The sequence below is a fragment of the Brevundimonas sp. Br13 genome, assembly GCF_055391505.1.
In genome coordinates, this window is record NZ_AP044008.1 from 2,126,915 (window position 1) to 2,146,674 (window position 19,760).

Below are 19,760 nucleotides of genomic sequence, written 5' to 3' on the forward strand. Positions count from 1 at the left end.
CCGGTTGCGGCGAAGCCGCTGGCGACCTAACGTCTCGCGCTCTCAAGACAGAGGTCCTGGACGTCCGTCCATCGCCCCTCCCCAGTTAGGCTAGCTAGTCCCATGACCGCCCCCTTGTTCAAGGGCGTGATCACCGCCCTGATCACACCACTTCATGACGGAAACGTGGACGAAGCCGCATTCGCCACGCTGATCGAGCGTCAGATCGCCGCAGGCGTCAGCGGCCTGGTGCCCGTCGGCACGACAGGCGAGGGCGCCAGTATGGATCTGGACGAGCACAAGCATGTGATCGAACTGTGCGTGCGGCTGGTCGCCGGCCGCGTTCGCGTCATCGCCGGAACCGGTTCGCCCTACACCAAGGAAGCCATCGACCTGACCCGTCACGCCAAGACGGTGGGGGCGGACGGCGCCCTGGTCGTGACGCCCTATTACATCCGCCCGTCCCAAGCCGGGATGGCGGCGCATTTCGAGGCCATAGCGGACGCCGTCCAACTGCCCATCCTGCTTTACAACGTGCCCGCGCGAACCGGCGCGGACCTGGCGAATGAGACGGTGGCGCGATTGGCGGCTCATCCGAACATCGTCGGCATCAAGGACGCCACCGGCGACATGAGCCGGGTCAGTTGGATGCGGGCCGAGATCCAAGAGCCGTTCGACCTGATCTCCGGCGATGACTCCAGCTATTTGGGCTATCACGCCCATGGCGGGGTGGGACTTATTTCGGTGGCGTCGAATGTGGCGCCCGAAGCCATGGTCGCTTTGCACAATGCGGCGGCGGCCGGCGACTATGCCGCAGCGCGGGATTGGCAGGACCGTCTGATCGGTCTGTGTAAGGCGCTGTTCCTCGATAATTCTCCCGCCCCGACCAAATACGCCCTGGCCCGGCTGGGCCTGTGCCGTGAAGAGGCGCGCTTGCCGCTGTCGCCGACCTCCGACGCGGTCAAGCCGGCCATCGACAAGGCCATGGTCGAGGCGGGCGTGATCTGATGGCGCCCAAGCCGCAGCCCAAGTCCAAGGTCATCGCCGAGAACCGCCGCGCGCGCTTCGACTATTTCCTGGAGGACAATATAGAGGCGGGGATTCAGCTGCTGGGCACCGAGATCAAGGCTCTGCGCGACGGTCGGGCCAATATCGCCGAAAGCTATGCGGCGGTTGAGGGGCGAGAGATCGTCCTGATCAACGCCGACATTCCGCCCTACAAACAGGCCAACCGCTTCAATCACGAGCCCCGCCGGCCGCGCAAATTGTTGCTGCATCGCAAGCAGATCGACAAGCTGATGGGGGCGGTGCAACGCGACGGTCAGACCATCATCCCGCTGAGGCTCTATCTGAACGAAGCGGGCAAGGCGAAGTTGGAGATCGCCCTGGCCAAGGGCAAGAAGCTGCACGACAAGCGCGAGGCCTCGGCCGAACGGGACTGGCAGCGCGACAAGGCGCGGCTGATGCGGGACAAGGGCTGAGCCCCGTCGCCGTCGCCTAGCTGAGAGGGCGGGCGTCCATCACGCCGGGCAGGTCGGAGACTCCTCGGCTCATCTGGCCGCCGGCGGAGGGGGCGACCAGACCCCCTGTCAACAGCGTCAGCACCGTGAAGGCGACCACGACCACGGCTGCGATCAAGGCCAGCCTGCGCTCGGCTGGGGTGAAGAGTCGATCGGTCGTGCGTTGCATGGTTCAGCCTCCCTCCCCTCGAGAACGCAGCGGCGGGGCCTCAGTTCCGCCTCAATTGGATCCTGCCGGATTGGTGCGACACCTCCGCGACAGCACGGTCAGGCTTCTATGATCGACCGGGCGCGATTGAACACCGCTTCGAACATGTCCGGGGTCAGGCGACCCGTGTTCGTGTTCAATCGGGAGCAGTGATAGGAGTTCAGGATCACATAGCCTCCGGCCTCGCCCTCGGCCCCATGCCCCGCCGGCATGGCCGAGGCGGGGCGGCCGAACGCCTTGAGGATGTTGCGGCGAGAGACGTCGCCCAGGGTGATGATGACCTTAAGATTGGGCAGAAGCGCAAGTCGGTCGATCAGGAAAGGACGACAGGTCGTCTCTTCGACCGGCAGGGGCTTGTTGCCGGGCGGGGCGCAGCGGACGGCGTTGGTGATCATGCAATCGACCAAGGTCAGATCATCGTCGCCGTTCGGCTCATAGGTTCCGGTCGCGAAGCCGGTCTTCTTCAGCGTGTCGTACAGCAGCCATCCGGCGTGGTCGCCCGTGAATGGACGGCCGGTGCGGTTGGCTCCGGTGCGGCCCGGCGCCAGGCCGGCGACCAGAAGCCGCGCCTGAGGGTCGCCGAAGGAGGGGGCGGGGCCGTTCCACCAATCCGGATTCTGGCGGGCGTTTTCCTGGCGATAGGCCACCAGTCGCGGGCAGAGCGGACAGTCGCGGGGCGGCTCGGGCGTTAGGCTCATTGCGCCGTCGCCGACTTGGGTCGGCCGAAGTCGGCCATCAGATCGTTCAGGTCCAGGAAGGCGTCCGCCTGACGGCGCAGTTCGTCGGCGATGTGGGGCGGCTGAGTCTTCTGGGTGGAGATGACCGTCACCCGCACGCCCTTGGCCTGGACGGCCTGGACCAGCCGTCGGAAGTCGCCGTCGCCCGAAAACAGCACGACATGATCCAGCGCCGGAGCCAGCTCCAGCATGTCCACCGCGATCTCCATGTCCATATTGCCCTTGATCCGGCTATGGCCGGCCGTGTCCGTGAACCGCTTCACCGGCTTGGTGACGACGGAAAAGCCGTTGTAGTCCAGCCAGTCCACCAGGGGTTTTACCGGTGAGAACTCTTCGCCCTCCACCACCGCGGTGTAATAGTAGGCGCGGATCAGGATGGATTTCTCGCGAAACCAGTCCAGCATCCGCCGGAAGTCCATATCGTGTTGCAAGGCGCGTGCGGCGGAATACAGGTTGGACCCGTCGATGAAGATCGCCAGGCGGTCGGTGGGATGAAACATGGTCGAGGCCGTCGAAAGAGATGAAATGAGGGACGAAAGGCGAGGGGCGCCGGTCGATACGAGAATCGACGCCGCACTCGACCTGAACGCCGCAGTCATCGTGGCGCTGGGCTGTAATGACAAGGGGGCCTGGTCGTCTTGCCGCGAGGCCCTGGAGGCGGCTCTGGCGCGGTTTCGCACGGAAGGGATCGACATCATCGCCCGGTCGTCCTGGTGGTCGTCGCTGGCATGGCCCGATCCGCAGGATCCGCCGTTCCTGAACGGCGTCGTGATCGTGAGCACCGCCCATGATCCCCATGATCTGATGGCGGCCCTGGGCCGGATCGAAGACGCCTTCGGGCGGCGTCGGTCGGCGCGCAACGCGCCGCGCACCTTGGATCTGGACCTGATCGCCTACGGGCGACTGATCGGCGACCTGAACGGCCTGATCCTGCCGCATCCCAGGGCGGCCGAGCGCAGATTCGTCATGGGGCCGATTGCGGAGATTGCGCCGGACTGGGTGCATCCCGCCGGCGGCGACGCCGCAGCCCTTGCCGGGGCCGCAGGGGTCGGCAAGGACGCTCATCCCATCTGACGCCGTAGTTTCGCCGCTCTGGCGTTGCAAAACAGCGACCATATCTGTATTTGACGCGGTTCTCCCCCGCGTTCGAGGAATTTCATGGCCCGCGTCACCGTCGAAGACTGCATCGAGAAGGTTCCGAACCGCTTTGGTCTGGTGCTGATGGCGGGTCACCGCGCCCGCAGCATCGCCAACGGCGCCGCCCTGACGATCGACCGCGACAATGACAAGAACCCCGTGGTCGCCCTGCGCGAGATCGCCGATGACACGGTGGCGCCCGATGAACTGCGCGAGACCATCATCACGACGCTGCAACGCGTCGATGAGCGCACGGAGGCCGAGGACGAGGCGGAAACCGTCGCCCTGCTGGCCGAGCCGCAGCACATGAACATGGCCGAGGCCGAGCTGATCCGCGCCCTGCAAAGCGACCGGGACGGCGGTCAGGAGGAGCGCTACTGACGCCCGAGGGAGCCCCAGGCGTCACTATCCTGCCGGCGCGGACCGAGACGGTTCCGCCGGCGCCCCAAGCTGCAGACAAAATCGAGCCGGCGAAAGACATGGCGCCGCTCAAGCGCGCGCCGATCCTGCGTCAGTTCGAACTGATCGAGGCCGTCAAGGCTTATGATCCGACCGCTGACGAGGCGCTTCTCAATCGCGCCTATGTTTATGCGATGAAGATGCACGGCTCGCAGCTGCGGGCTTCAGGCGATCCCTATTTCGCCCATCCGATCCAGGTCGCGGGCATATTGACCGACTATCGGCTGGACACGGCGACGATCGTCACGGCCCTGCTGCATGACGTCGTCGAGGACACCTCGGCCACACGCGAAGACATCGCCCAGATGTTCGGGGAAGAGGTGGCCGTCCTGGTTGAGGGCGTGACCAAGCTGAGCCGGCTTGAGCTTCAGGCCGAGCATACGCGCCAGGCCGAAAACCTCCGCAAATTCATTCTTGCGATCAGCCGGGACGTGCGGGTCCTGTTGGTCAAGCTGGCGGACCGCCTGCACAACATGCGGACCCTTCAGTACGTCAAGCCGGAGAAGCGTGAGCGCATCAGCCGCGAGACGCTTGAGGTCTATGCACCCCTGGGGCGGTCGATCGGCATTCACTCCATTGCTTCCGAGTTGGAAGAACTGGCCTTCACCCATCTGAATCCGACGGCCAAGACGGCCATCGAACGTCGGCTTGAGGCGTTGAAGCTGGAGCATGGTCACGCCATCGAGGGCGTGTCGGACGAGGTGGAGCGGGTGCTGTCGGAAGCCGGGGTGCCGGCTCGGGTTTTCGGTCGGCAGAAGACGCCCTATTCCATCTGGCGCAAGCTGCAACGCAAGTCCGTCGGGTTTTCGTCCCTCTCCGACATCTATGGATTCCGCGTCATTCTGGAGGCGGAGGACGACTGTTACCGCGCGCTGGGCGTGATCCACCGGGCCTGGCCGATGGTGCCGGAACGGTTCAAGGACTTCATCTCCACGCCCAAGTCGAACAACTACCGCTCGCTGCACACCACGGTCGTGGGGCCGCGCGGCTTGCGAATCGAAATGCAGCTCCGCACCGAGGCTATGGACCGCGTCGCCGAGGACGGGGTGGCGGCCCACTGGCGCTACAAGAACCATTCCTACGGTTTCGATCATGAAGCCATGGCGACGGGAGGCGGCCGCGATCCCTTGCAGAACCTGCGCCACCTGGTTCAGGTGATCGAACACGGCGAGGGCGGAGAGGACTGGGTCGAGCACGCCAAGCTCGAAATGTACCTGGATCAGGTCTTCGTTTTTACGCCCAAGGGCCGGCTGGTGACCCTGCCGCGGGGCGGCATGCCGCTGGACTTCGCCTATGCGGTTCACACAGAGGTCGGCGACACGGCCGTCGGGGTAAAGGTCAACGGCGAGCTCAAGCCGATGCGGACGCCCTTGCAGAACGGCGACGTGGTCGAGATCATTCGCGGGGCCAAGCGGGAGGTGCCGGCGGACTGGCGTAGTCTGACGGTGACCGGGCGGGCCCGTTCCGCCATTCGTCGTCATATCCGAACCTCCGAGCGTGAAGAGTTCATCAAGCTGGGCCGTGTGGCGCTGGAGCAGACGCTGGCCCGGGTGGAGAAGTCTCTGGCTGACGTCTCGCTAAAGCCGGTTCTGGAAACCCTGGCGGTCGCCTCGGACGACGATGTGTTCGAAAATCTGGGCCGCGGTCGGTTCTCGCCCACGACCGTGGCCGAGACCCTGTTCCCGTCCTTGAAGGGGCGGTTGAAGGCCGGGCCGGAAAAACAGAGGATCGAAGGCGACACGGCCCGGCTGTTCGTTCGCGGCGGCGGGCTCACGCCCGGCGTCAGCGTCCATTTCGGCCGTTGCTGCACCCCGGTGCCCGGCGATCGCATCGTGGGCATTCTTGAGCCGGAGACCGGGCTCACCGTCCATACCATCGACTGTCAAGCCCTGGCGGCCTTCGCCGATGACGATTCGGTCTGGCACGATCTGCAATGGACGCCCCAGGCCGAGACGGACGCCGTCGCCGCGGTCCGGTTGAACGCCACCATCCGCAATGCGCCGGGCGTGCTGGGACAGGTGACCACCCTGATCGGCGAGGCGGGCGGCAACATCATCAATCTGTCGATGGCCTATCGCCAGCAGGACTTCTTTGACGTGACGATTGATGTGGAGGTGGAGGACGCCAAACACGCCACCACCATCATGGCGGCTCTGCGGGCCAATCCTTCGGTCGACAACGTCGATCGCGGGCGCGGCTGAGTCTTTCGCCGGACGGGGCGAGGCGCTAAGACCCCCCGCATGAACACCCAAGACGTCCTCAACGAGTTTCGCGACGCCGGCGCCCTGCGCGAAGGCCATTTCGTCCTGTCCTCCGGTCTGCACAGCCCGGTCTTTCTGCAGAAGAACCTGGTCTTCATGCAGACGGACCGCTGCGAGCGGCTGTGCAAGGCTTTGGCGGACAAGATCGTCGCGACGGTCGGGCCGGTGGATGTGGCCATTTCGCCGGCCGTGGGCGGGATCATTCCCGGCTATGAGACGGCGCGTCACCTGGGCGTCCCGTCGATGTATGTCGAGCGCGAAGGCGGCCAGTTCAAGCTGAGGCGCGGGTTTTCGGTCGAGCCGGGCCAGAAGGTTGTGATGGTGGAGGATATCGTCACCACCGGCCTGTCGTCGCGCGAATGCATCGCCGCCATCCAGGCGGCGGGAGGCGAGGTGGTCGCTGCGGCCTGTATCGTGGACCGGTCAGGCGGAAAGGCCGATGTGGGCGTGCCCCTGATCGCCCTGGCGTCGCTGGAGGTGCCGGCCTATCCCGCCGACGCCCTGCCGCCGGAACTGGCGGCCGTGCCGGTCGAAGACCCCGGCAGCCGCAGACTTTCGAAGTAATGTCCGGCGAAGCGACGTCGGGGTCGGCGAGGAGCTGAAGATGCGCGAACGGGTGAGGCTGGGCGTCAATATTGATCATGTCGCGACGGTTCGGAACGCCCGCGGCGGCGCCCATCCGGATCCGGTCCGCGCGGCGGAGACGGCCTTGACGGCGGGGGCGGACGGCATCACCGCCCACCTGCGCGAGGATCGGCGCCACATTACGGATGCCGACATCGGCGTGCTGAGCGCGCTCTGCGCGCGCGCCGGCAAGCCGCTGAACTTCGAAATGGCCGTGACCGACGAGATGCTGAGCATCGCCCTGCGCCACCGCCCCCACGCCGCCTGCCTTGTACCCGAGCGGCGCGAGGAGGTGACGACGGAAGGCGGCTTGGCGGTGGCGGGACAGGAGGCGCGGATCAAGCCTGTCGCTCAGGCCCTGACGGAAGCTGGGATACGGGTCTCGCTGTTCATCGAACCGTCCGAGGCTCAGGTCGAGGCCGCCGCGGCGGTCGGCGCTCAGGTGGTGGAGTTTCACACCGGCCGCTATTGCCACCTGACCGATCCCGGCGAGCGGGAGGTCGAGTTCGAGCGGCTGGCCGCCGCCGCCGCCCAGGCCGACATCCTGGGGCTGGAGGTCCACGCCGGTCACGGGCTCGACTATGAGACCGCCCCAAGGATGTTGGCCATTCCCGAGATTCGGGAGCTGAACATCGGCCATTTCCTGATCGGCGAATCCATATTTGTGGGCCTGGATACAGCGATCCGGCGCATGCGGGCGGCTATGGATTCGGCGAAGTGATCATCGGCGTCGGCGCGGACCTGTCGGACATCCGGCGTATCCAGGCCTCGCTCGACCGGTTCGGCGAGCGGTTCAAACAGCGCTGTTTCACCGATATCGAACGGACGCGGTCGGATCGGAAGCCGGACCCGGCCTGGAGCTACGCCAAGCGGTTCGCGGCCAAGGAGGCCTGCGCCAAGGCCCTGGGCACCGGCATGAGGGCGGATGTCTATTGGCGCGACATGGGGGTGGTGAACCTGAGGTCCGGGCAGCCGACCCTGGCCCTGACCGGCCACGCGGCCGATCACCTGGCGCGGCTGACCCCGGCCGGGCACGAGGCGAAGATTCACCTGACCCTGAGCGACGAACACCCCTATGCGCTCGCCTTCGTGGTGATCGAAGCCTTGCCGCTGTCGTAATCGCGATATACCCGTCACTGGACGACCGCGAGGACGCGGCAAGGGGATGCTTGATCGCATGAGCGAAGATCAAAAGCCGCAGGGCGACGACGTGAACACGAGCGATGCTGCGGGTGCGGCCTCGGCGGGCGACGTCTATGTCTGGACTGAGGGCGACAAGGCGGAGAAGCCTGTGGAGGCGCCTGTCGAGCCGATGACCTCGACGACTTCGGCGGCGCCGGTCGCCGCGAAGCGGCCGGTTTGGAGCGACGACGGCGACGCCCCCTTCGAGGACGCGCCGGCGCCTGCGGCGCACAAGGCGGACAAGTCTTCCAAGGCCAAACAGGGCGGCGGGGCCGGGGACGAGACGATGGAAATCGTCAAGACGGTCGTCTTCGCCCTGCTGATCGCCATGGTGCTGCGGATCTTCCTGTTCCAGCCCTTCACCATTCCATCGGCCTCGATGGAGCCGAACCTGTATGAGGGCGACTATATCGTCGTGTCGAAATGGTCCTACGGCTATTCGAGACATTCGATCCCGTTCAGCCCGCCGCTGTTCGACGGCAGGATCTTGGGGTCGGCGCCCAAGCGGGGCGACATCGTCGTGTTCAAACTGCCGCGCGACGACAAGACCGACTTCATCAAGCGCGTGATCGGCTTGCCGGGCGATCGGATCCAGATGATCGCCAACAAGCTGTATATCAACGATAAACCTGTTCAGGACGTCGTGGTCAGCCAGCAGGAGATCAACGACATCTTCGGCCCGCGCCCCGTCACCGAGGTTCGCGAGACCCTGCCCAACGGCAAGAGCTTCATGACCCAGGACTTCGGCCCGGGCAACGATCTGGACGACACCCCCGTCTATGAGGTGCCGGCCGGTCACTATTTCATGATGGGCGACAACCGCGACAACTCGATCGACAGCCGCGTCGAACAGTCCAGCGGCGTGGGCATGGTCCCGGCCGAGAACCTGGTCGGCAAGGCGCAGATCATCCTGTTCTCGTGGAAGCCGGGCGCCTCGCTGTTCAAGCCCTGGACCTGGGGCAATGTGCGGCTCGATCGGTTCTTCGACGTTCTGCACTGATGGCGAATACGCGGGCCGAGGCGGTCGCGGCGCTTGAGGCGCAGCTCGGCCATCATTTCCGGGACAAGGCCCTGCTGGATCGCGCCCTGACCCACGCCAGCGTGGGCGAGGGCGCGCCGGTCGGCGTCCATGGGCCCAAGCACAACGAGCGGCTGGAGTTCCTGGGCGACCGGGTTCTGGGCCTGCTGGTGGCGGACAAGCTGTCGCGGGATTATCCGACCGCGGACGAAGGGCAGCTGTCGTCCAGCCTGCACGCCCTGGTCGACAAGACCGCCTGCGCCCGTGTGGGCGAAGCCCTGGGCGTCGGCCCGGCGATGCGGCTCTCGCCGGGCGAGACCAAGACGGGCGGCCGCCGCAAGGCCGGGGTCATCGCCGATGCGGTCGAGGCCATTCTGGCGGCCGTCTATCTGGACGGCGGTCTCGAGGCGGCCCGGACGGTGTTCGACAAGGCTTGGGCGTCGGAATTTGCAGCGCCCCCGTCGCGAACCGTGACCAATCCCAAGTCGGCCTTGCAGGAATGGGCCCAGGGGCTGGGTCGGCCCCTGCCGACCTATCGCATCGCAGATCGGACGGGTTCGGATCATGCACCGACTTTCACCGTCGAGGTGTCCGTTGAAGGCGTGGAGCCCTTGACCGCGCAGGGGCGTTCGCGTCAGGAGGCGGAGAAGGCGGCCGCAACGGCCCTTTTGAAACGTGAAGGCGTCATTTGACCGATATTGAAAACCAGCGGGCGGGCTTCGCCGCCATCATCGGCGCCCCGAACGCGGGCAAGTCCACGCTGGTCAACCGGCTGACCGGGTCCAAGGTCTCCATCGTCACCCAGAAGGTGCAGACCACGCGGTTCCCGGTGCGCGGCATCGCCATGGAAGGCGACGCCCAGATCGTGCTGGTGGACACCCCCGGCATCTTCACCCCGCGCCGACGTCTGGATCGGGCCATGGTCGCCTCGGCCTGGGGCGGCGCCGAGGATGCGGACGTGGTGGTGCATCTGATCGACGCCCAGTCCCACATCAACGCCGAAGGTCGCGAAGGCACGGCGGCGGATCGGCGCTCGGCCGAGGACACCGAGACCATCATCGCCAATCTCAAGGCGACCGGAACCAAGGTCATCCTGGCCCTGAACAAGATCGACGGCATGCGGCGCGACACCCTGCTGGGCCTGTCGCAGAAGCTCTTCGAGAGCGGCGTCTATGAGGAGGTCTATATGATCTCCGCCGCCAACGGCGACGGGGTCGAGGACCTGAAGCAAAGGCTGGCGCGGTCCATGCCCAAGGGGCCGTGGCTCTATCCCGAGGACCAGGCGGCGGACGTGCCGGTGCGGGTTCTGGCGGCCGAGATCACGCGCGAGAAGGTCTATCTGCGGGTCCATGAGGAACTGCCCTATTCGGCGGCGGTGGAGACGACCAGTTTCGAGGAGCGGGCCGACGGCTCGGCCCGCATCGAACAGACCATCTATGTCGAGCGCGAGAGCCAGCGCCCCATCGTTTTGGGCAAGGGCGGCCAGACCCTGAAATGGATCGGCCAGAAGGCGCGTGAGGAGCTGAACGAGATTCTGGGCCGCCAGGTCCACCTGTTCCTGACGGTGAAGGTCGATCCGAAGTGGCAGGATTCGCGGGCGCTCTACGCCCAGTTCGGTCTGGATTTCGACGTCTGAGCGCCCGTGTTTGAAGTGCCGCGTACCCCGGGGGGGCATCCCCGGCTCGTTCTGGGCGTCCTGGGGGCGCTGATCCTCGGCGGCGCCGTCTGGGCCGGATTCTCCACAGCGGTAAGGCCCGTCAGCGACGCAGCGCGCGCCGCCGCTGCGCCCGATACGCCGCCGCGCCCGCCGCTGGTCGTGGTCGAGGACCTGCCTCGGCTGGCCGCGCGGCTGGATCGCGAGGCTGCCGCCGGTCGGTTCATGGGAGGGGTCCTGGTAGCCAGGGGCGACCGGGTTCTGTTCCGTCAGGTCTACGGCAAGGCGAACTATGGGCAGGACCAGGCGCTGAAACTGGACTCGCGGTTCCGGCTGGCCTCGATCTCCAAACAGTTCACGGCGGCGGCTATTCTGCATCTGCAGGGCGAGGGACGGCTGAGCGTCTCGGACCCCGTCTGCAAATGGATCCAGCCCTGTCCCAAGGCGTGGGAGCCGGTGCGGATCAGCCACCTGCTGTCGCACACCTCGGGCATACCGGACCTGATGGCGCGGCCGGGCTGGGGCATGAGGCGCACGACTCCGGCGACCCTGGACGAGCTGACCGAGGATTCGAAGCGGTTCGGCCTGCAGTTCACGCCAGGGACCAAGGTCCGGTACGACAATGCAGGCTTCAACCTGGCGGCGGCGATTGTCGAGAAGGCCAGCGGACGGCCGTATGAAGCCTATATGCACGACACCTTCTTCGGCCCCCTGGGCATGAAGGACAGCGGGCTGGACCTGGACGGCGGCGACCATGGGCTGATTATGGGGTACGCCAACTTCCCCGGCGGGCTGGCGGCCCAGCCGAACGCCAACACCTCCATCGTCGCGGGGGCGGGGGCGGTCTATTCGACGCTGGACGATCTGCTGGTCTGGCAGAGGGCGTTGCACCGCGGCGGTCTGCTGAAGCCGTCCAGCTATCAGCAGATGCTCGCCGACCACGCCCCTGCCGATACGCCGATGGAGCGGGGCCATCCACGCCGCGACTGGGGCTACGGGATTTTCGCGAACCGGCTGGGCGATCAGGTTCGGCCAAGCTTCCAGGATCGCCAAATCTACCACACCGGCAGCTGGGGCGGATTCCGCAACCTGATGCTGTACCAACCCGACGCCGATGTGACGGTGATCGTGCTGTCGAACAACTATCACCTTCGGGATCAGGTCTTCCTGATCAGCCAGCAGGCGATGGCCGAAGCCCTGGGCCGTGACTTCCCCACGACCCTGCACCGCTAGCCTCATCTGAGGCCGTCCTAAAAGCGTCCGCTCCCGTCAAACGGACCGGCGCGGGGCGCAAAGGCTTGCGCCGCCGTATTCAGGAGCGGACGGAAGTGATCCGACCCGCTTCCTCAGGCCGGAAGCATGGACCCAGTGTCGATATAGCGCTGATGCCAGGACAGGGCCTCGTTCAGCAGATGCGGCGACTGGAGACCGTAGGAGCCCTTCAGCGCGCGCTCGAAATAGTCGGTCAGTCCGTCGCGGTATCTGGGGTGGGCGCACTGGGCGATGATCAGCCGGGCGCGCTGTTTCGGCGACAGGCCGCGCAGATCGGCCAGGCCCTGTTCGGTGACGATGACCTGGACGTCCTGGGTGATGTGATCGACATGGCTGGCCATGGGGACGATGGCCGAGATGGCGCCGCCCTTGGCCGTCGAGGGGGTCACAAAACACGAGATGAAGGCGTTGCGCGAAAAGTCGCCCGAACCGCCGATGCCGTTCTGGATGCGCGAGCCCATGACCTGGGTCGAGTTGACGTTGCCGTAGATGTCGGCCTCGATCAGGCCGTTCATGGCGATACAGCCCAGGCGGCGGATCAGCTCGGGGTGGTTGGAGATTTCCTGGGGGCGCAGGATGATCTTGCCGCGGAACTGCTCCATCCGGCTGTTGAGATCGGCCGCCGCCTCAGGGCTGAGGGAGAAGGCGGTGGCGGAGGCGACGGTCAGCTTTCCGGCGTCCAGCAGGTCCAGCATGCCGTCCTGGATGACCTCCGTATAGGCGGCCATCCGCTCGAACGGACTGTCCATCAGGCCCGCCAGGACGGCGTTGGCGACATTTCCGACGCCCGACTGGAGCGGGAGCAGGGCGGCGGGCAGGCGGCCGACCTTCACCTCATGCTTGAGGAATTCGATCAGGTGACCGGCGATGGCGCGGGCGTTGGCGTCCGGAGCGGCGAAGGGCAGGTTGCGGTCCGGCGCCTCCGTCTCGACGATGGCGACGATCTTGTCCGGGTCGCAGCGCAGGGTCGGCTGGCCGATCAGCTGGTCGGGCCGGGTCAGGGGGATGGGCACCCGATTGGGCGGCAGGGCGGTGCCGTAATAGATGTCGTGCATCCCCTCCAGGGCGGCATCCTGCCAGGCGTTGACTTCGAGGATCACCCGCTCGGCCCGGTCCAGCCAGGTCTTGTTGTTGCCGATCGAGGATGAGGGGACCAGGGAGCCGTCCTCCTTGACCGCCGAAACCTCGATCACGGCCGTGTCGAGGCTGCCCAGCACGCCTTGCCAGACCATGGGGGCGAGGTGGCTGAGGTGCATGTCCAGATAGTCCATCTGGCCGGAGTTGATCTTCTCGCGGGCGATGGGGTCGGAGTTGTAGGGCAGGCGGCGTTCGATGCCGTCGGCCTTGGCCAGGGCGCCGTCCAGCTCGGGTCCGGTCGAGGCGCCGGTCCACAGGTTCAGCCGGAAGGGGGAGCCCGCGTCATGCGCCGCCTCGATCCGCCGGGCCAGGGCCGGCGGGACAAGCTTGGGATAGCCGGAGCCGGTGAAGCCGCTCATGCCGACGGTCGATCCGGCCGGGATCAGGGCGGCGGCGTCTTCGGCCGACATAAGCTTGGAACGCAGGGACGAACAACGGATGCGCGACATGAACTCTTCAGGGTTGCGGCCGGGGAGGGCCTTCAGCGTCTCGGTTAGGCGGCGCCTTGAAGGCGATCCATTCGACCTTGGTCTAGATCGGCCCAGGCGTCCCTGATCTTCGTCAAACCCGCCACGCCTCGATGGAACGCCTCAAGGCCCCGCCGGTTTGCCAGAAAACGACGGAAAGGATCCCCATGAGAGCGCTCGTTCTGAACTGCACCCTGAAACCTTCGCCCCAGACGTCCAGCACCGAGGCCCTCGCCCGGGTGGTGATCGCGGAGCTGGAAAAGGGCGGCGCCGAGGTCGAGCTGGTCCGGCTGGTGGATCTGAACCTCAAGCCGGGCGTGAGGACGGACGAGGGCGAAGGCGACGACTGGCCCTCGGTTCACGCCAAGATTATGGCGGCCGACATCGTCGTCTTCGCCACCCCGACCTGGGTCGGCCAGATGTCGAGCGTCTGTATGAGGGCCCTGGAGCGGATGGATGCCCTGTTCGGGGAAACGGACGACAGCGGCCGGCCCGTCGCCTTCGGCAAGGTGGGCGGCATCGTCATCACCGGCAATGAGGACGGCGCGCACCATATCGTCGCCACCGTGTCCCAGGCCCTGATCGACATGGGCTTCACCATGCCGGCGCAGAGCTGGACCTACTGGCACCTGGGGCCGGGCGCCGGTCCCGACTATGTCGAGACGGATCAGGGCCATGACTATTCCGATCGGGTTGGCCGAAACGCCGCGCGCAATCTTCTGGCCCTGGCCCGTGTTCTGAGGCCCGACACCTACCCCGTTCCCGAAAGCTGAGAACAGGACTAGAACGGGCGGCATGATCATCGCCCTGTTCGCCGTTCTCGCCCTTCAAGCCGCGCCGCCGACGACCGGGTCGTCAGTGCGGACCAATGAGGTCCGCGCGACCGCCCAACGGGAGGCGGACGCGGCGGCGGCGACCCTGGACCGGATGCATCAGGCGGCGGCAGACGCGGACGGCGAAACCTATTTCGCCCAGTTCAGCGACACCGCGCGATTCGTCGGCACTGACGCGTCGGAACATTGGGATATCGCCGCGTTCAAAGCCTATGCCGAGCCGCTGTTCGCCCGCGGCCAGGGTTGGACCTATCGCCCCTCTGACCGCACTCTGATCGTCTCCGGCGACGTCGCCTGGTTCGACGAGAAGCTGGACAATGACGGCTACGGCGCCCTGCGGGGATCCGGCCTGCTGCGGCGGAGCGGGCCGGAAGGCGTGTGGAAGATCGAGCAATATGTGCTCAGTTTCACCGTGCCGAACGACCGCGCGCGCGCCGTGGTCGCCCTGATCAAGTCCGACGCCGCCGACTGATGGATTTCCACGAAGAGGCCTTCGTCCTGTCGGCGCGGAGCCACGGCGACACCGGCGCCGTGGTCGATCTGCTGACCGAGACCCATGGGCGCCGCGCGGCCTATGTGGCGGGCGGGGCGTCGCGGAAGATGCGGCCGTTTCTGCAAGCGGGGGCGCGTGTCGTGGCCGACTATCGGGCCCGAACCTCGGATCACTTGGGCGCGGCGCGGCTGGAGCCGGTGGGCGAGGGGCCGAGCGCCCTGTTCGACGACGCCCTGGCCCTGACCGGCCTGGCGGCGGCGGCGGGGGTGGCCCAGGGCGCCCTGCCGGAGCGCGAGCCGCATCCGGGCGTTTTTCTGGCCTTTGAGGCGCTGATGGCGGCCTTCGCCTGGCCCGAGGTCTGGCCGGCGGTCTTCGTGCGGTTCGAGGCAGGGCTGCTGGAGGATCTGGGCTTCGGGCTGGATCTTTCGAAATGCGCGGCGACCGGCGTCACTGACGACCTGATCTATGTCAGCCCCCGCACAGGCCGCGCCGTCAGCCGCGCGGCCGGCGCCCCCTATGCCGACAAGATGCTGGCCCTGCCGCCCTTCATGCTCGGCGCCCAGGCCGGCGTGGACGAGGGGGACGTCAAGGCGGGCTTCGACCTGACCGGGCATTTCCTGGAGCAGTTCGTCTTCCACCCGCAGAACCGGCCCCTGCCGCCGGCGCGGGTGTGGATGCTGGACAAGCTGGGCGAGGCGGGCCGGCTGTAGGATCTGGAGCGTCGCTCCAGATCCCAGGCTTGACGTGGTTCAGGCGACGAGGAAGGCGATGCCGATCTCGCGATGGGGCGTGTAGCGGATCTCATATCCGGTCAGCATGGCCAGCTGCTCTTCCGATTCCGGAGAGAAAAACAGGCCGAGCGAGATCTTCCTGGCGCCCCCCAGCCCCAGCCGCATCGGACCGTTCAGCTTCCAGGTGTCGTACCGCAGGCCGTCGATGAAGCCGGCCCAGTTGCGGAGCGACTCGCACTTCATCTCGACCACGATCTCGTCCGAGGACGGGTTTTCGAAAGGGTTGTTGACCAGGAAGTCGGCGCGCGCCCGGTCGGGATAGACATAGGCTTCGCGCTCGATCCAGGCGTCCTGGACATTGGCGTTGATGTGGCCGGCGATTTCGGCCTGGGCCCAGGCCTCCCAACCGCCGGCGAGCGGCCAGACCAGGCGGATTCGATTGACGTTGGCGCTGGCCCATTGGGTGACCAGATCCATGAAGTTGGCGGTGGAGATCGGCATAGGTGTCGCTTCCGCATTGGCGCTCGCCGGTCGGGCGACGCCGGAGAAGGGCGCGGTGGCTGAGGGACGGACCGAACGGCCTTCGACCATACGACCGAGCAACAACAGGTTGAGCGCTCTCGACATGATGGGATGCTCCCGGTCCCGATTGCACGGTCTGGCCCACCACTCCCGCGTCAGAGCCGCGCCCCGAAAGACTGCGACGCGAGCGGTGGCGTCCCGCACACCCGACGTGGCCGACGGCGTCTTGTGAAACTTGAACGCGCATTTTCAGCAGGCGCGCCGAGCGATGGAGAAATCAACCAAAGGTGGTTCACGAGTTGGCCGCTCGACCGTCAAGTCCGTGAGGTCGCGCTTCAGCGGGGCGAGGCGACCTTCCTCAAAACGGGCCTCGATCCAACGGGTAAGGAGAGAACTGATGGCTATTCCAACTCCGGTGAACGGTCAGATCACCGACGCTGTAACCCAGGCCAATGTGAAGGTCCTGGGCGACGCCCCGGCCATGGCCATGGGCGCGATCTACCAGTCGCTGGCCCATTCCACGGGCATTCTGTACGAAAACGCCGCTTCGTCGCAGCAGCAGCTGGCGATCGCGGCGCAGGCCGCCACCAACCAGGGCGTCATCCAGATCTACAGCGTGGACACCATGGCCGGGGCCGTGGCGACCTCGAAGATCGCCCAGTCCGACACCCCCGACAATATGCTGTCCCTGCTGACCGCCCTGCGCGCCGTCGGCCCCGGCGCCGGCGTCTCCTGACGCTTCACCCTCGCACTGAAAGAAGGATTTGAGACATGGCGCTTCCCACTCCCGTCAACGGCATGATCACCGACGCCGTCACCCAGGCCAACGTCAAGGTTCTGGGCGACGCCCCGGCCATGGCCATGGGCGCGATCTACCAGTCGCTCGCCCACTCGACCGGCATTCTCTACGAGAACGCCGCCTCCTCGCAGCAGCAGCTGGCGATCGCCGGACAGGCCGCGACCAACCAGGGCGTGATCCAGATCTACAGCGTGGACACCATGGCCGGCGCCGTGGCGGCCAGCAAGATCAGCCAGTCGGACACCCCCGACAATCTGCTGTCGCTGCTCACGGCCCTGCGCGCCACCCAGGTCTGAGGACCGGCCGACGGGCGACGCGGCCGGCGAGCGTCGACTGTCGTAATCCGCCATCGTTGCGGTCGGGCCCCGGCGCCCGCCGCGCCACCCTTGGGAGGACGACGTGTCCGAGGCCAGCAACAAGAGCGGCGGCGCCGACAAGGGCTCGCCCAACCTCGGCGACTATGAGGACATCCTCAAGCTCGCCCTGGAGCTCAGCCGCAATCCGGCCACCGCGCCGATCGCCGATTCGGTGGCCAGCACCTTGCTGACGGTCATCGGCTCGGGCCCCAGCTTTGCGGCGATGCAGAGCCTTGTCGCCGCCAATCAGGCCAGCGGGCTGATGTACCACAACGCTGTGGCCCATCAGCAGACGACCAACATCCTGGGCATGGTGGCGACGATGAACTGCGTCAACGCCCTGATGGACAAGCCGTCCTTCGTGCCCTGGCCAGACATCAATCCGCGTCGAGAGGAGCCGTTCGAATGACGCAGGAGGAGACGCGATCGCCGGACCTGCGGGGTTCGGCCGCCTGTCGGGATGACCTTCTGGTGCTGTGCGGCGGGGCGGGGGTCTGCAACGCCAGCCTGATCACCATCATGGCCTCGGCCGACGCCTTCGCCGCGCGCCTGGCGGCGTCCAGCCAACACGCGGCCGAACTGTCGACCCTGCAACTGCGACAGCTGGCGACCAGCCTGGCCGAGATGCAGCCGATGCGCGCCGCGCGCGCGGCGGACATGGGCGTCCGCGCCGTTTCGCAGACCCATGCTCAGGCGCCGTCGCCCATGTACGGCGCGCCCGTGGTCACCTGAGCATCTGAAAGAGGGGGAAGGCTTATGACCGACACCGTCAATGCGCAGATCACCGATGCCGTGACCCAAACCAACGTCAAGGTTCTGGGCGAAGGTCCGGCGGAGGCTGTCGCGATCGCCGTTCAGGCGGTGGCCCACGCCACCAGCCTGTCGGTGGAGAACGCCAGCCAGGCCCAGGGCGGCATGCAGCAGATCAACAATGCGGCGGTCGGCGCCCTGATCGCCAAGATTCTCGAAATCCCGGTGGCCTGAGTCATGGCCTATTCGCCCGCCGTCAACAGCCGGATCACCGATGCGGTGACGCAACAGAACATGATGGTTCTGGGCTCTGCGTCGACGGTGGCCATGGGGTCGATCTACCAGAGCGCCGCCCATTCGACGGCCATCGTCTTCCAGAACGCGGTTCAGGCCCAACGCCAGGCCTCCATCTGCGCCCAGGCGGCGACCAACCAGGGGGTGATGCAGGTCTATGAGATGGGCGGCCTCGTCTCGGCGGCGGCCACCGCTCGCGTTGCGGCGCGCCCGCCGGCTTCGAACACGCTGGAAACCGCCGTGATGCTGCTCGCCGCTCTGAAAATGCTGAAACTCTAGATTTGTCAGGATCTGAACCATGGCCGCCGATACGCCCGTCAATTCTCAGGTCACCGACGCCGTCACCCAGACCAACGTCAAGGTGCTGGGCGAGGCGCCCGCCCAGTCCATGGCCCTGGTCTATCAGAGCATGGCTCACTCCATTTCCCTGGCCATGCAGAACGCTCAGCAGGCGCAGGGCGGGCTGCAGCAGATCGGCAACGCCGTCACCTCAAGCGCCGTCACCATGATCATGAACGCCGCGCACAAATAGCGCCGGGCCCTCCTGAAACGAAAGCAGCCGCGCCGTGAGCGAACCCGCCGTCAACAGCCAGATCAAGGACGCCGTCCAGACCTCGACCAACTGGGCCATGGGCTTTGCGCCCCTGGACGCCGGCACGCCGTCCAGCGCCAGCCGCGTCTCTGCCGGCGGGGCCATAGCCTATGACAAGGCGACCCAAGCCGCAGCCTTGGCGGTTCAGGACGCGGCCGATTACCAGCGCAATGTGATGTCGATCAGCACCACCGTCCAAGGCAAGGCGATGGCGATGATGCTGGCCTCCGGCGGCCTGAACGAACCGGCGCTGGTCGCCTATGCCATGGCCCTGGTCAGCGCGTTCGCCGCCCCCATCGCAGCCGGTCTGGCGGCGGAGTCCGTCACCAAGGCCGTCGAGAGCTTCCCCAAGAACTGAAGCCATACAAAGGAGACTATCGTGAGCCGACTGACCCTGTCCGCAAAGAGCGACGCCCAGGCCGTGATTCAGGAAGCGGAAGCCCTGGAATGGGAGACGCAGCGCGCAATGGAAGACTGGAGCGAGGAGGCCGGCGACGGCTTGTTGCGACCGTCCTTCGCCGCCAGCCAGGAACGCTACCTGGACCTGCGCCGCGCGTCGGAAACGGTCGTGGCCATCCTCTATCAGATGCAGGAGCCGCTTCTCGACGACCCCTACGCCTCATGGGCCGCCAAGCTGATGGTCAAGGCCAAGGGCCTGCTGACCGATATTGAGGACGGCGAACTGGTCGCCAAGACCACCTTCGTCCCGGCGTCCGCCGACAAGGACTGAGGCGC

Annotated in this window: 29 protein-coding genes; 24 read left to right on the forward strand and 5 right to left on the reverse strand. The window is 66.4% G+C overall.

All coding sequences use genetic code 11. The features are described 5' to 3' along the window. The first annotated feature begins 102 nt into the window (after positions 1-102). Positions 103-987, forward strand: coding sequence for a 4-hydroxy-tetrahydrodipicolinate synthase (gene dapA / locus ACZ5M6_RS10455; protein WP_182713611.1), 885 nt, complete (start codon positions 103-105; stop codon positions 985-987). After that, positions 987-1,460: an SsrA-binding protein SmpB gene (gene smpB, locus ACZ5M6_RS10460; protein WP_054765718.1), complete on the forward strand. Its 474-nt coding sequence runs from the start codon at positions 987-989 to the stop codon at positions 1,458-1,460. Before dapA ends, smpB begins: the two co-directional genes overlap by 1 nt. 16 nt (positions 1,461-1,476) lie before the next feature. Here smpB and ACZ5M6_RS10465 read toward each other — a convergent pair whose 3' ends face one another. From ACZ5M6_RS10465 to ACZ5M6_RS10475, 3 genes are all read right to left on the reverse strand, one after another. Beyond that, on the reverse strand, positions 1,477-1,668 hold the full coding sequence (locus tag ACZ5M6_RS10465; RefSeq protein ID WP_054765719.1) for a hypothetical protein: 192 nt from the start codon (positions 1,666-1,668) through the stop codon (positions 1,477-1,479). Positions 1,669-1,766: 98 nt separating this feature from the next. After that, the gene (locus tag ACZ5M6_RS10470) at positions 1,767-2,405 is read right to left on the reverse strand and encodes a uracil-DNA glycosylase (RefSeq protein WP_054765720.1); all 639 of its coding nucleotides are present in this window, start codon (positions 2,403-2,405) and stop codon (positions 1,767-1,769) included. Next, positions 2,402-2,944 (reverse strand): LabA-like NYN domain-containing protein, encoded by a 543-nt coding sequence (locus ACZ5M6_RS10475; RefSeq protein ID WP_152950228.1) that lies wholly within the window; start codon positions 2,942-2,944, stop codon positions 2,402-2,404. The genes ACZ5M6_RS10470 and ACZ5M6_RS10475 overlap by 4 nt, the downstream gene beginning before the upstream one ends. 25 nt (positions 2,945-2,969) lie before the next feature. Here ACZ5M6_RS10475 and folK point away from each other — a divergent pair, with 25 nt between their 5' ends. The 10 genes from folK to ACZ5M6_RS10525 all read left to right on the forward strand — a co-directional run bounded on the left by folK (position 2,970) and on the right by ACZ5M6_RS10525 (position 12,012). Continuing rightward, entirely contained in the window at positions 2,970-3,518 is a 549-nt protein-coding gene (folK, locus tag ACZ5M6_RS10480) for a 2-amino-4-hydroxy-6-hydroxymethyldihydropteridine diphosphokinase (RefSeq protein ID WP_224761548.1), read from the forward strand. 84 nt (positions 3,519-3,602) lie between these two features. Beyond that, a complete protein-coding gene (gene rpoZ / locus ACZ5M6_RS10485; RefSeq protein WP_054765722.1) occupies positions 3,603-3,962 on the forward strand; it encodes a DNA-directed RNA polymerase subunit omega in 360 nt (119 codons plus the stop codon). A 98-nt stretch (positions 3,963-4,060) separates the two neighbouring features. Continuing rightward, entirely contained in the window at positions 4,061-6,241 is a 2,181-nt protein-coding gene (locus tag ACZ5M6_RS10490; protein WP_054765723.1) for a RelA/SpoT family protein, read from the forward strand. A 39-nt stretch (positions 6,242-6,280) separates the two neighbouring features. Continuing rightward, a complete protein-coding gene (gene pyrE, locus ACZ5M6_RS10495) occupies positions 6,281-6,865 on the forward strand; it encodes an orotate phosphoribosyltransferase (protein WP_228185672.1) in 585 nt (194 codons plus the stop codon). A 40-nt stretch (positions 6,866-6,905) separates the two neighbouring features. After that, positions 6,906-7,646 carry a pyridoxine 5'-phosphate synthase gene (locus ACZ5M6_RS10500; protein ID WP_444572652.1) on the forward strand — a complete coding sequence of 247 codons (741 nt, stop codon included), beginning with the start codon at positions 6,906-6,908 and terminating at the stop codon, positions 7,644-7,646. Next, complete coding sequence (gene acpS, locus ACZ5M6_RS10505; RefSeq protein WP_333895676.1) at positions 7,643-8,044, forward strand: holo-ACP synthase; 402 nt, start codon at positions 7,643-7,645, stop codon at positions 8,042-8,044. Before ACZ5M6_RS10500 ends, acpS begins: the two co-directional genes overlap by 4 nt. 349 nt (positions 8,045-8,393) lie before the next feature. Beyond that, complete coding sequence (gene lepB / locus ACZ5M6_RS10510; RefSeq protein WP_224764416.1) at positions 8,394-9,107, forward strand: signal peptidase I; 714 nt, start codon at positions 8,394-8,396, stop codon at positions 9,105-9,107. After that, complete coding sequence (gene rnc / locus ACZ5M6_RS10515; protein WP_054765727.1) at positions 9,107-9,817, forward strand: ribonuclease III; 711 nt, start codon at positions 9,107-9,109, stop codon at positions 9,815-9,817. Before lepB ends, rnc begins: the two co-directional genes overlap by 1 nt. Continuing rightward, a complete protein-coding gene (gene era, locus ACZ5M6_RS10520; protein WP_054765728.1) occupies positions 9,814-10,761 on the forward strand; it encodes a GTPase Era in 948 nt (315 codons plus the stop codon). Before rnc ends, era begins: the two co-directional genes overlap by 4 nt. 15 nt (positions 10,762-10,776) lie before the next feature. Continuing rightward, positions 10,777-12,012, forward strand: a complete 1,236-nt coding sequence (locus ACZ5M6_RS10525) for a serine hydrolase domain-containing protein (RefSeq protein ID WP_464158515.1) — start codon at positions 10,777-10,779, stop codon at positions 12,010-12,012. Positions 12,013-12,125: 113 nt separating this feature from the next. Here ACZ5M6_RS10525 and ACZ5M6_RS10530 read toward each other — a convergent pair whose 3' ends face one another. Beyond that, on the reverse strand, positions 12,126-13,637 hold the full coding sequence (locus ACZ5M6_RS10530) for an acetyl-CoA hydrolase/transferase family protein (protein WP_464158518.1): 1,512 nt from the start codon (positions 13,635-13,637) through the stop codon (positions 12,126-12,128). Positions 13,638-13,822: 185 nt separating this feature from the next. Here ACZ5M6_RS10530 and ACZ5M6_RS10535 point away from each other — a divergent pair, with 185 nt between their 5' ends. From ACZ5M6_RS10535 to recO, 3 genes are read left to right on the forward strand one after another with little or no spacing between them, the layout of a single operon-like run. After that, positions 13,823-14,428 carry a flavodoxin family protein gene (locus ACZ5M6_RS10535; protein WP_054765731.1) on the forward strand — a complete coding sequence of 202 codons (606 nt, stop codon included), beginning with the start codon at positions 13,823-13,825 and terminating at the stop codon, positions 14,426-14,428. 22 nt (positions 14,429-14,450) lie between these two features. After that, on the forward strand, positions 14,451-14,960 hold the full coding sequence (locus ACZ5M6_RS10540) for a nuclear transport factor 2 family protein (RefSeq protein ID WP_464158520.1): 510 nt from the start codon (positions 14,451-14,453) through the stop codon (positions 14,958-14,960). Next, entirely contained in the window at positions 14,960-15,691 is a 732-nt protein-coding gene (gene recO, locus ACZ5M6_RS10545) for a DNA repair protein RecO (protein WP_054765732.1), read from the forward strand. Before ACZ5M6_RS10540 ends, recO begins: the two co-directional genes overlap by 1 nt. A gap of 39 nt (positions 15,692-15,730) precedes the next feature. Here the strand turns inward: recO and ACZ5M6_RS10550 are convergent, their stop codons facing one another. Beyond that, on the reverse strand, positions 15,731-16,339 hold the full coding sequence (locus tag ACZ5M6_RS10550; protein WP_152950246.1) for a hypothetical protein: 609 nt from the start codon (positions 16,337-16,339) through the stop codon (positions 15,731-15,733). 292 nt (positions 16,340-16,631) lie between these two features. On the opposite strand from ACZ5M6_RS10550, the gene ACZ5M6_RS10555 reads away from it, so the two are divergent. The 9 genes from ACZ5M6_RS10555 to ACZ5M6_RS10595 all read left to right on the forward strand — a co-directional run bounded on the left by ACZ5M6_RS10555 (position 16,632) and on the right by ACZ5M6_RS10595 (position 19,755). Next, entirely contained in the window at positions 16,632-16,970 is a 339-nt protein-coding gene (locus ACZ5M6_RS10555; protein ID WP_054765734.1) for a RebB family R body protein, read from the forward strand. Between the two features lie 35 nt (positions 16,971-17,005). After that, positions 17,006-17,329, forward strand: a complete 324-nt coding sequence (locus tag ACZ5M6_RS10560) for a RebB family R body protein (protein ID WP_152950248.1) — start codon at positions 17,006-17,008, stop codon at positions 17,327-17,329. Between the two features lie 103 nt (positions 17,330-17,432). Then, entirely contained in the window at positions 17,433-17,798 is a 366-nt protein-coding gene (locus ACZ5M6_RS10565; protein ID WP_054765736.1) for a RebB family R body protein, read from the forward strand. Then, on the forward strand, positions 17,795-18,121 hold the full coding sequence (locus tag ACZ5M6_RS10570; RefSeq protein WP_054765737.1) for a hypothetical protein: 327 nt from the start codon (positions 17,795-17,797) through the stop codon (positions 18,119-18,121). The genes ACZ5M6_RS10565 and ACZ5M6_RS10570 overlap by 4 nt, the downstream gene beginning before the upstream one ends. Positions 18,122-18,145: 24 nt before the next feature. Then, entirely contained in the window at positions 18,146-18,373 is a 228-nt protein-coding gene (locus ACZ5M6_RS10575) for a RebB family R body protein (protein ID WP_054765738.1), read from the forward strand. Between the two features lie 3 nt (positions 18,374-18,376). Continuing rightward, positions 18,377-18,712 (forward strand): RebB family R body protein, encoded by a 336-nt coding sequence (locus ACZ5M6_RS10580; protein WP_464158523.1) that lies wholly within the window; start codon positions 18,377-18,379, stop codon positions 18,710-18,712. 19 nt (positions 18,713-18,731) lie between these two features. Continuing rightward, positions 18,732-18,965 (forward strand): RebB family R body protein, encoded by a 234-nt coding sequence (locus tag ACZ5M6_RS10585; protein WP_054765740.1) that lies wholly within the window; start codon positions 18,732-18,734, stop codon positions 18,963-18,965. Between the two features lie 34 nt (positions 18,966-18,999). Continuing rightward, the gene (locus tag ACZ5M6_RS10590) at positions 19,000-19,383 is read left to right on the forward strand and encodes a hypothetical protein (protein WP_054765741.1); all 384 of its coding nucleotides are present in this window, start codon (positions 19,000-19,002) and stop codon (positions 19,381-19,383) included. A gap of 21 nt (positions 19,384-19,404) precedes the next feature. Further along, positions 19,405-19,755, forward strand: coding sequence for a hypothetical protein (locus ACZ5M6_RS10595; RefSeq protein ID WP_182713600.1), 351 nt, complete (start codon positions 19,405-19,407; stop codon positions 19,753-19,755). The last annotated feature ends 5 nt before the right edge of the window (positions 19,756-19,760 follow it).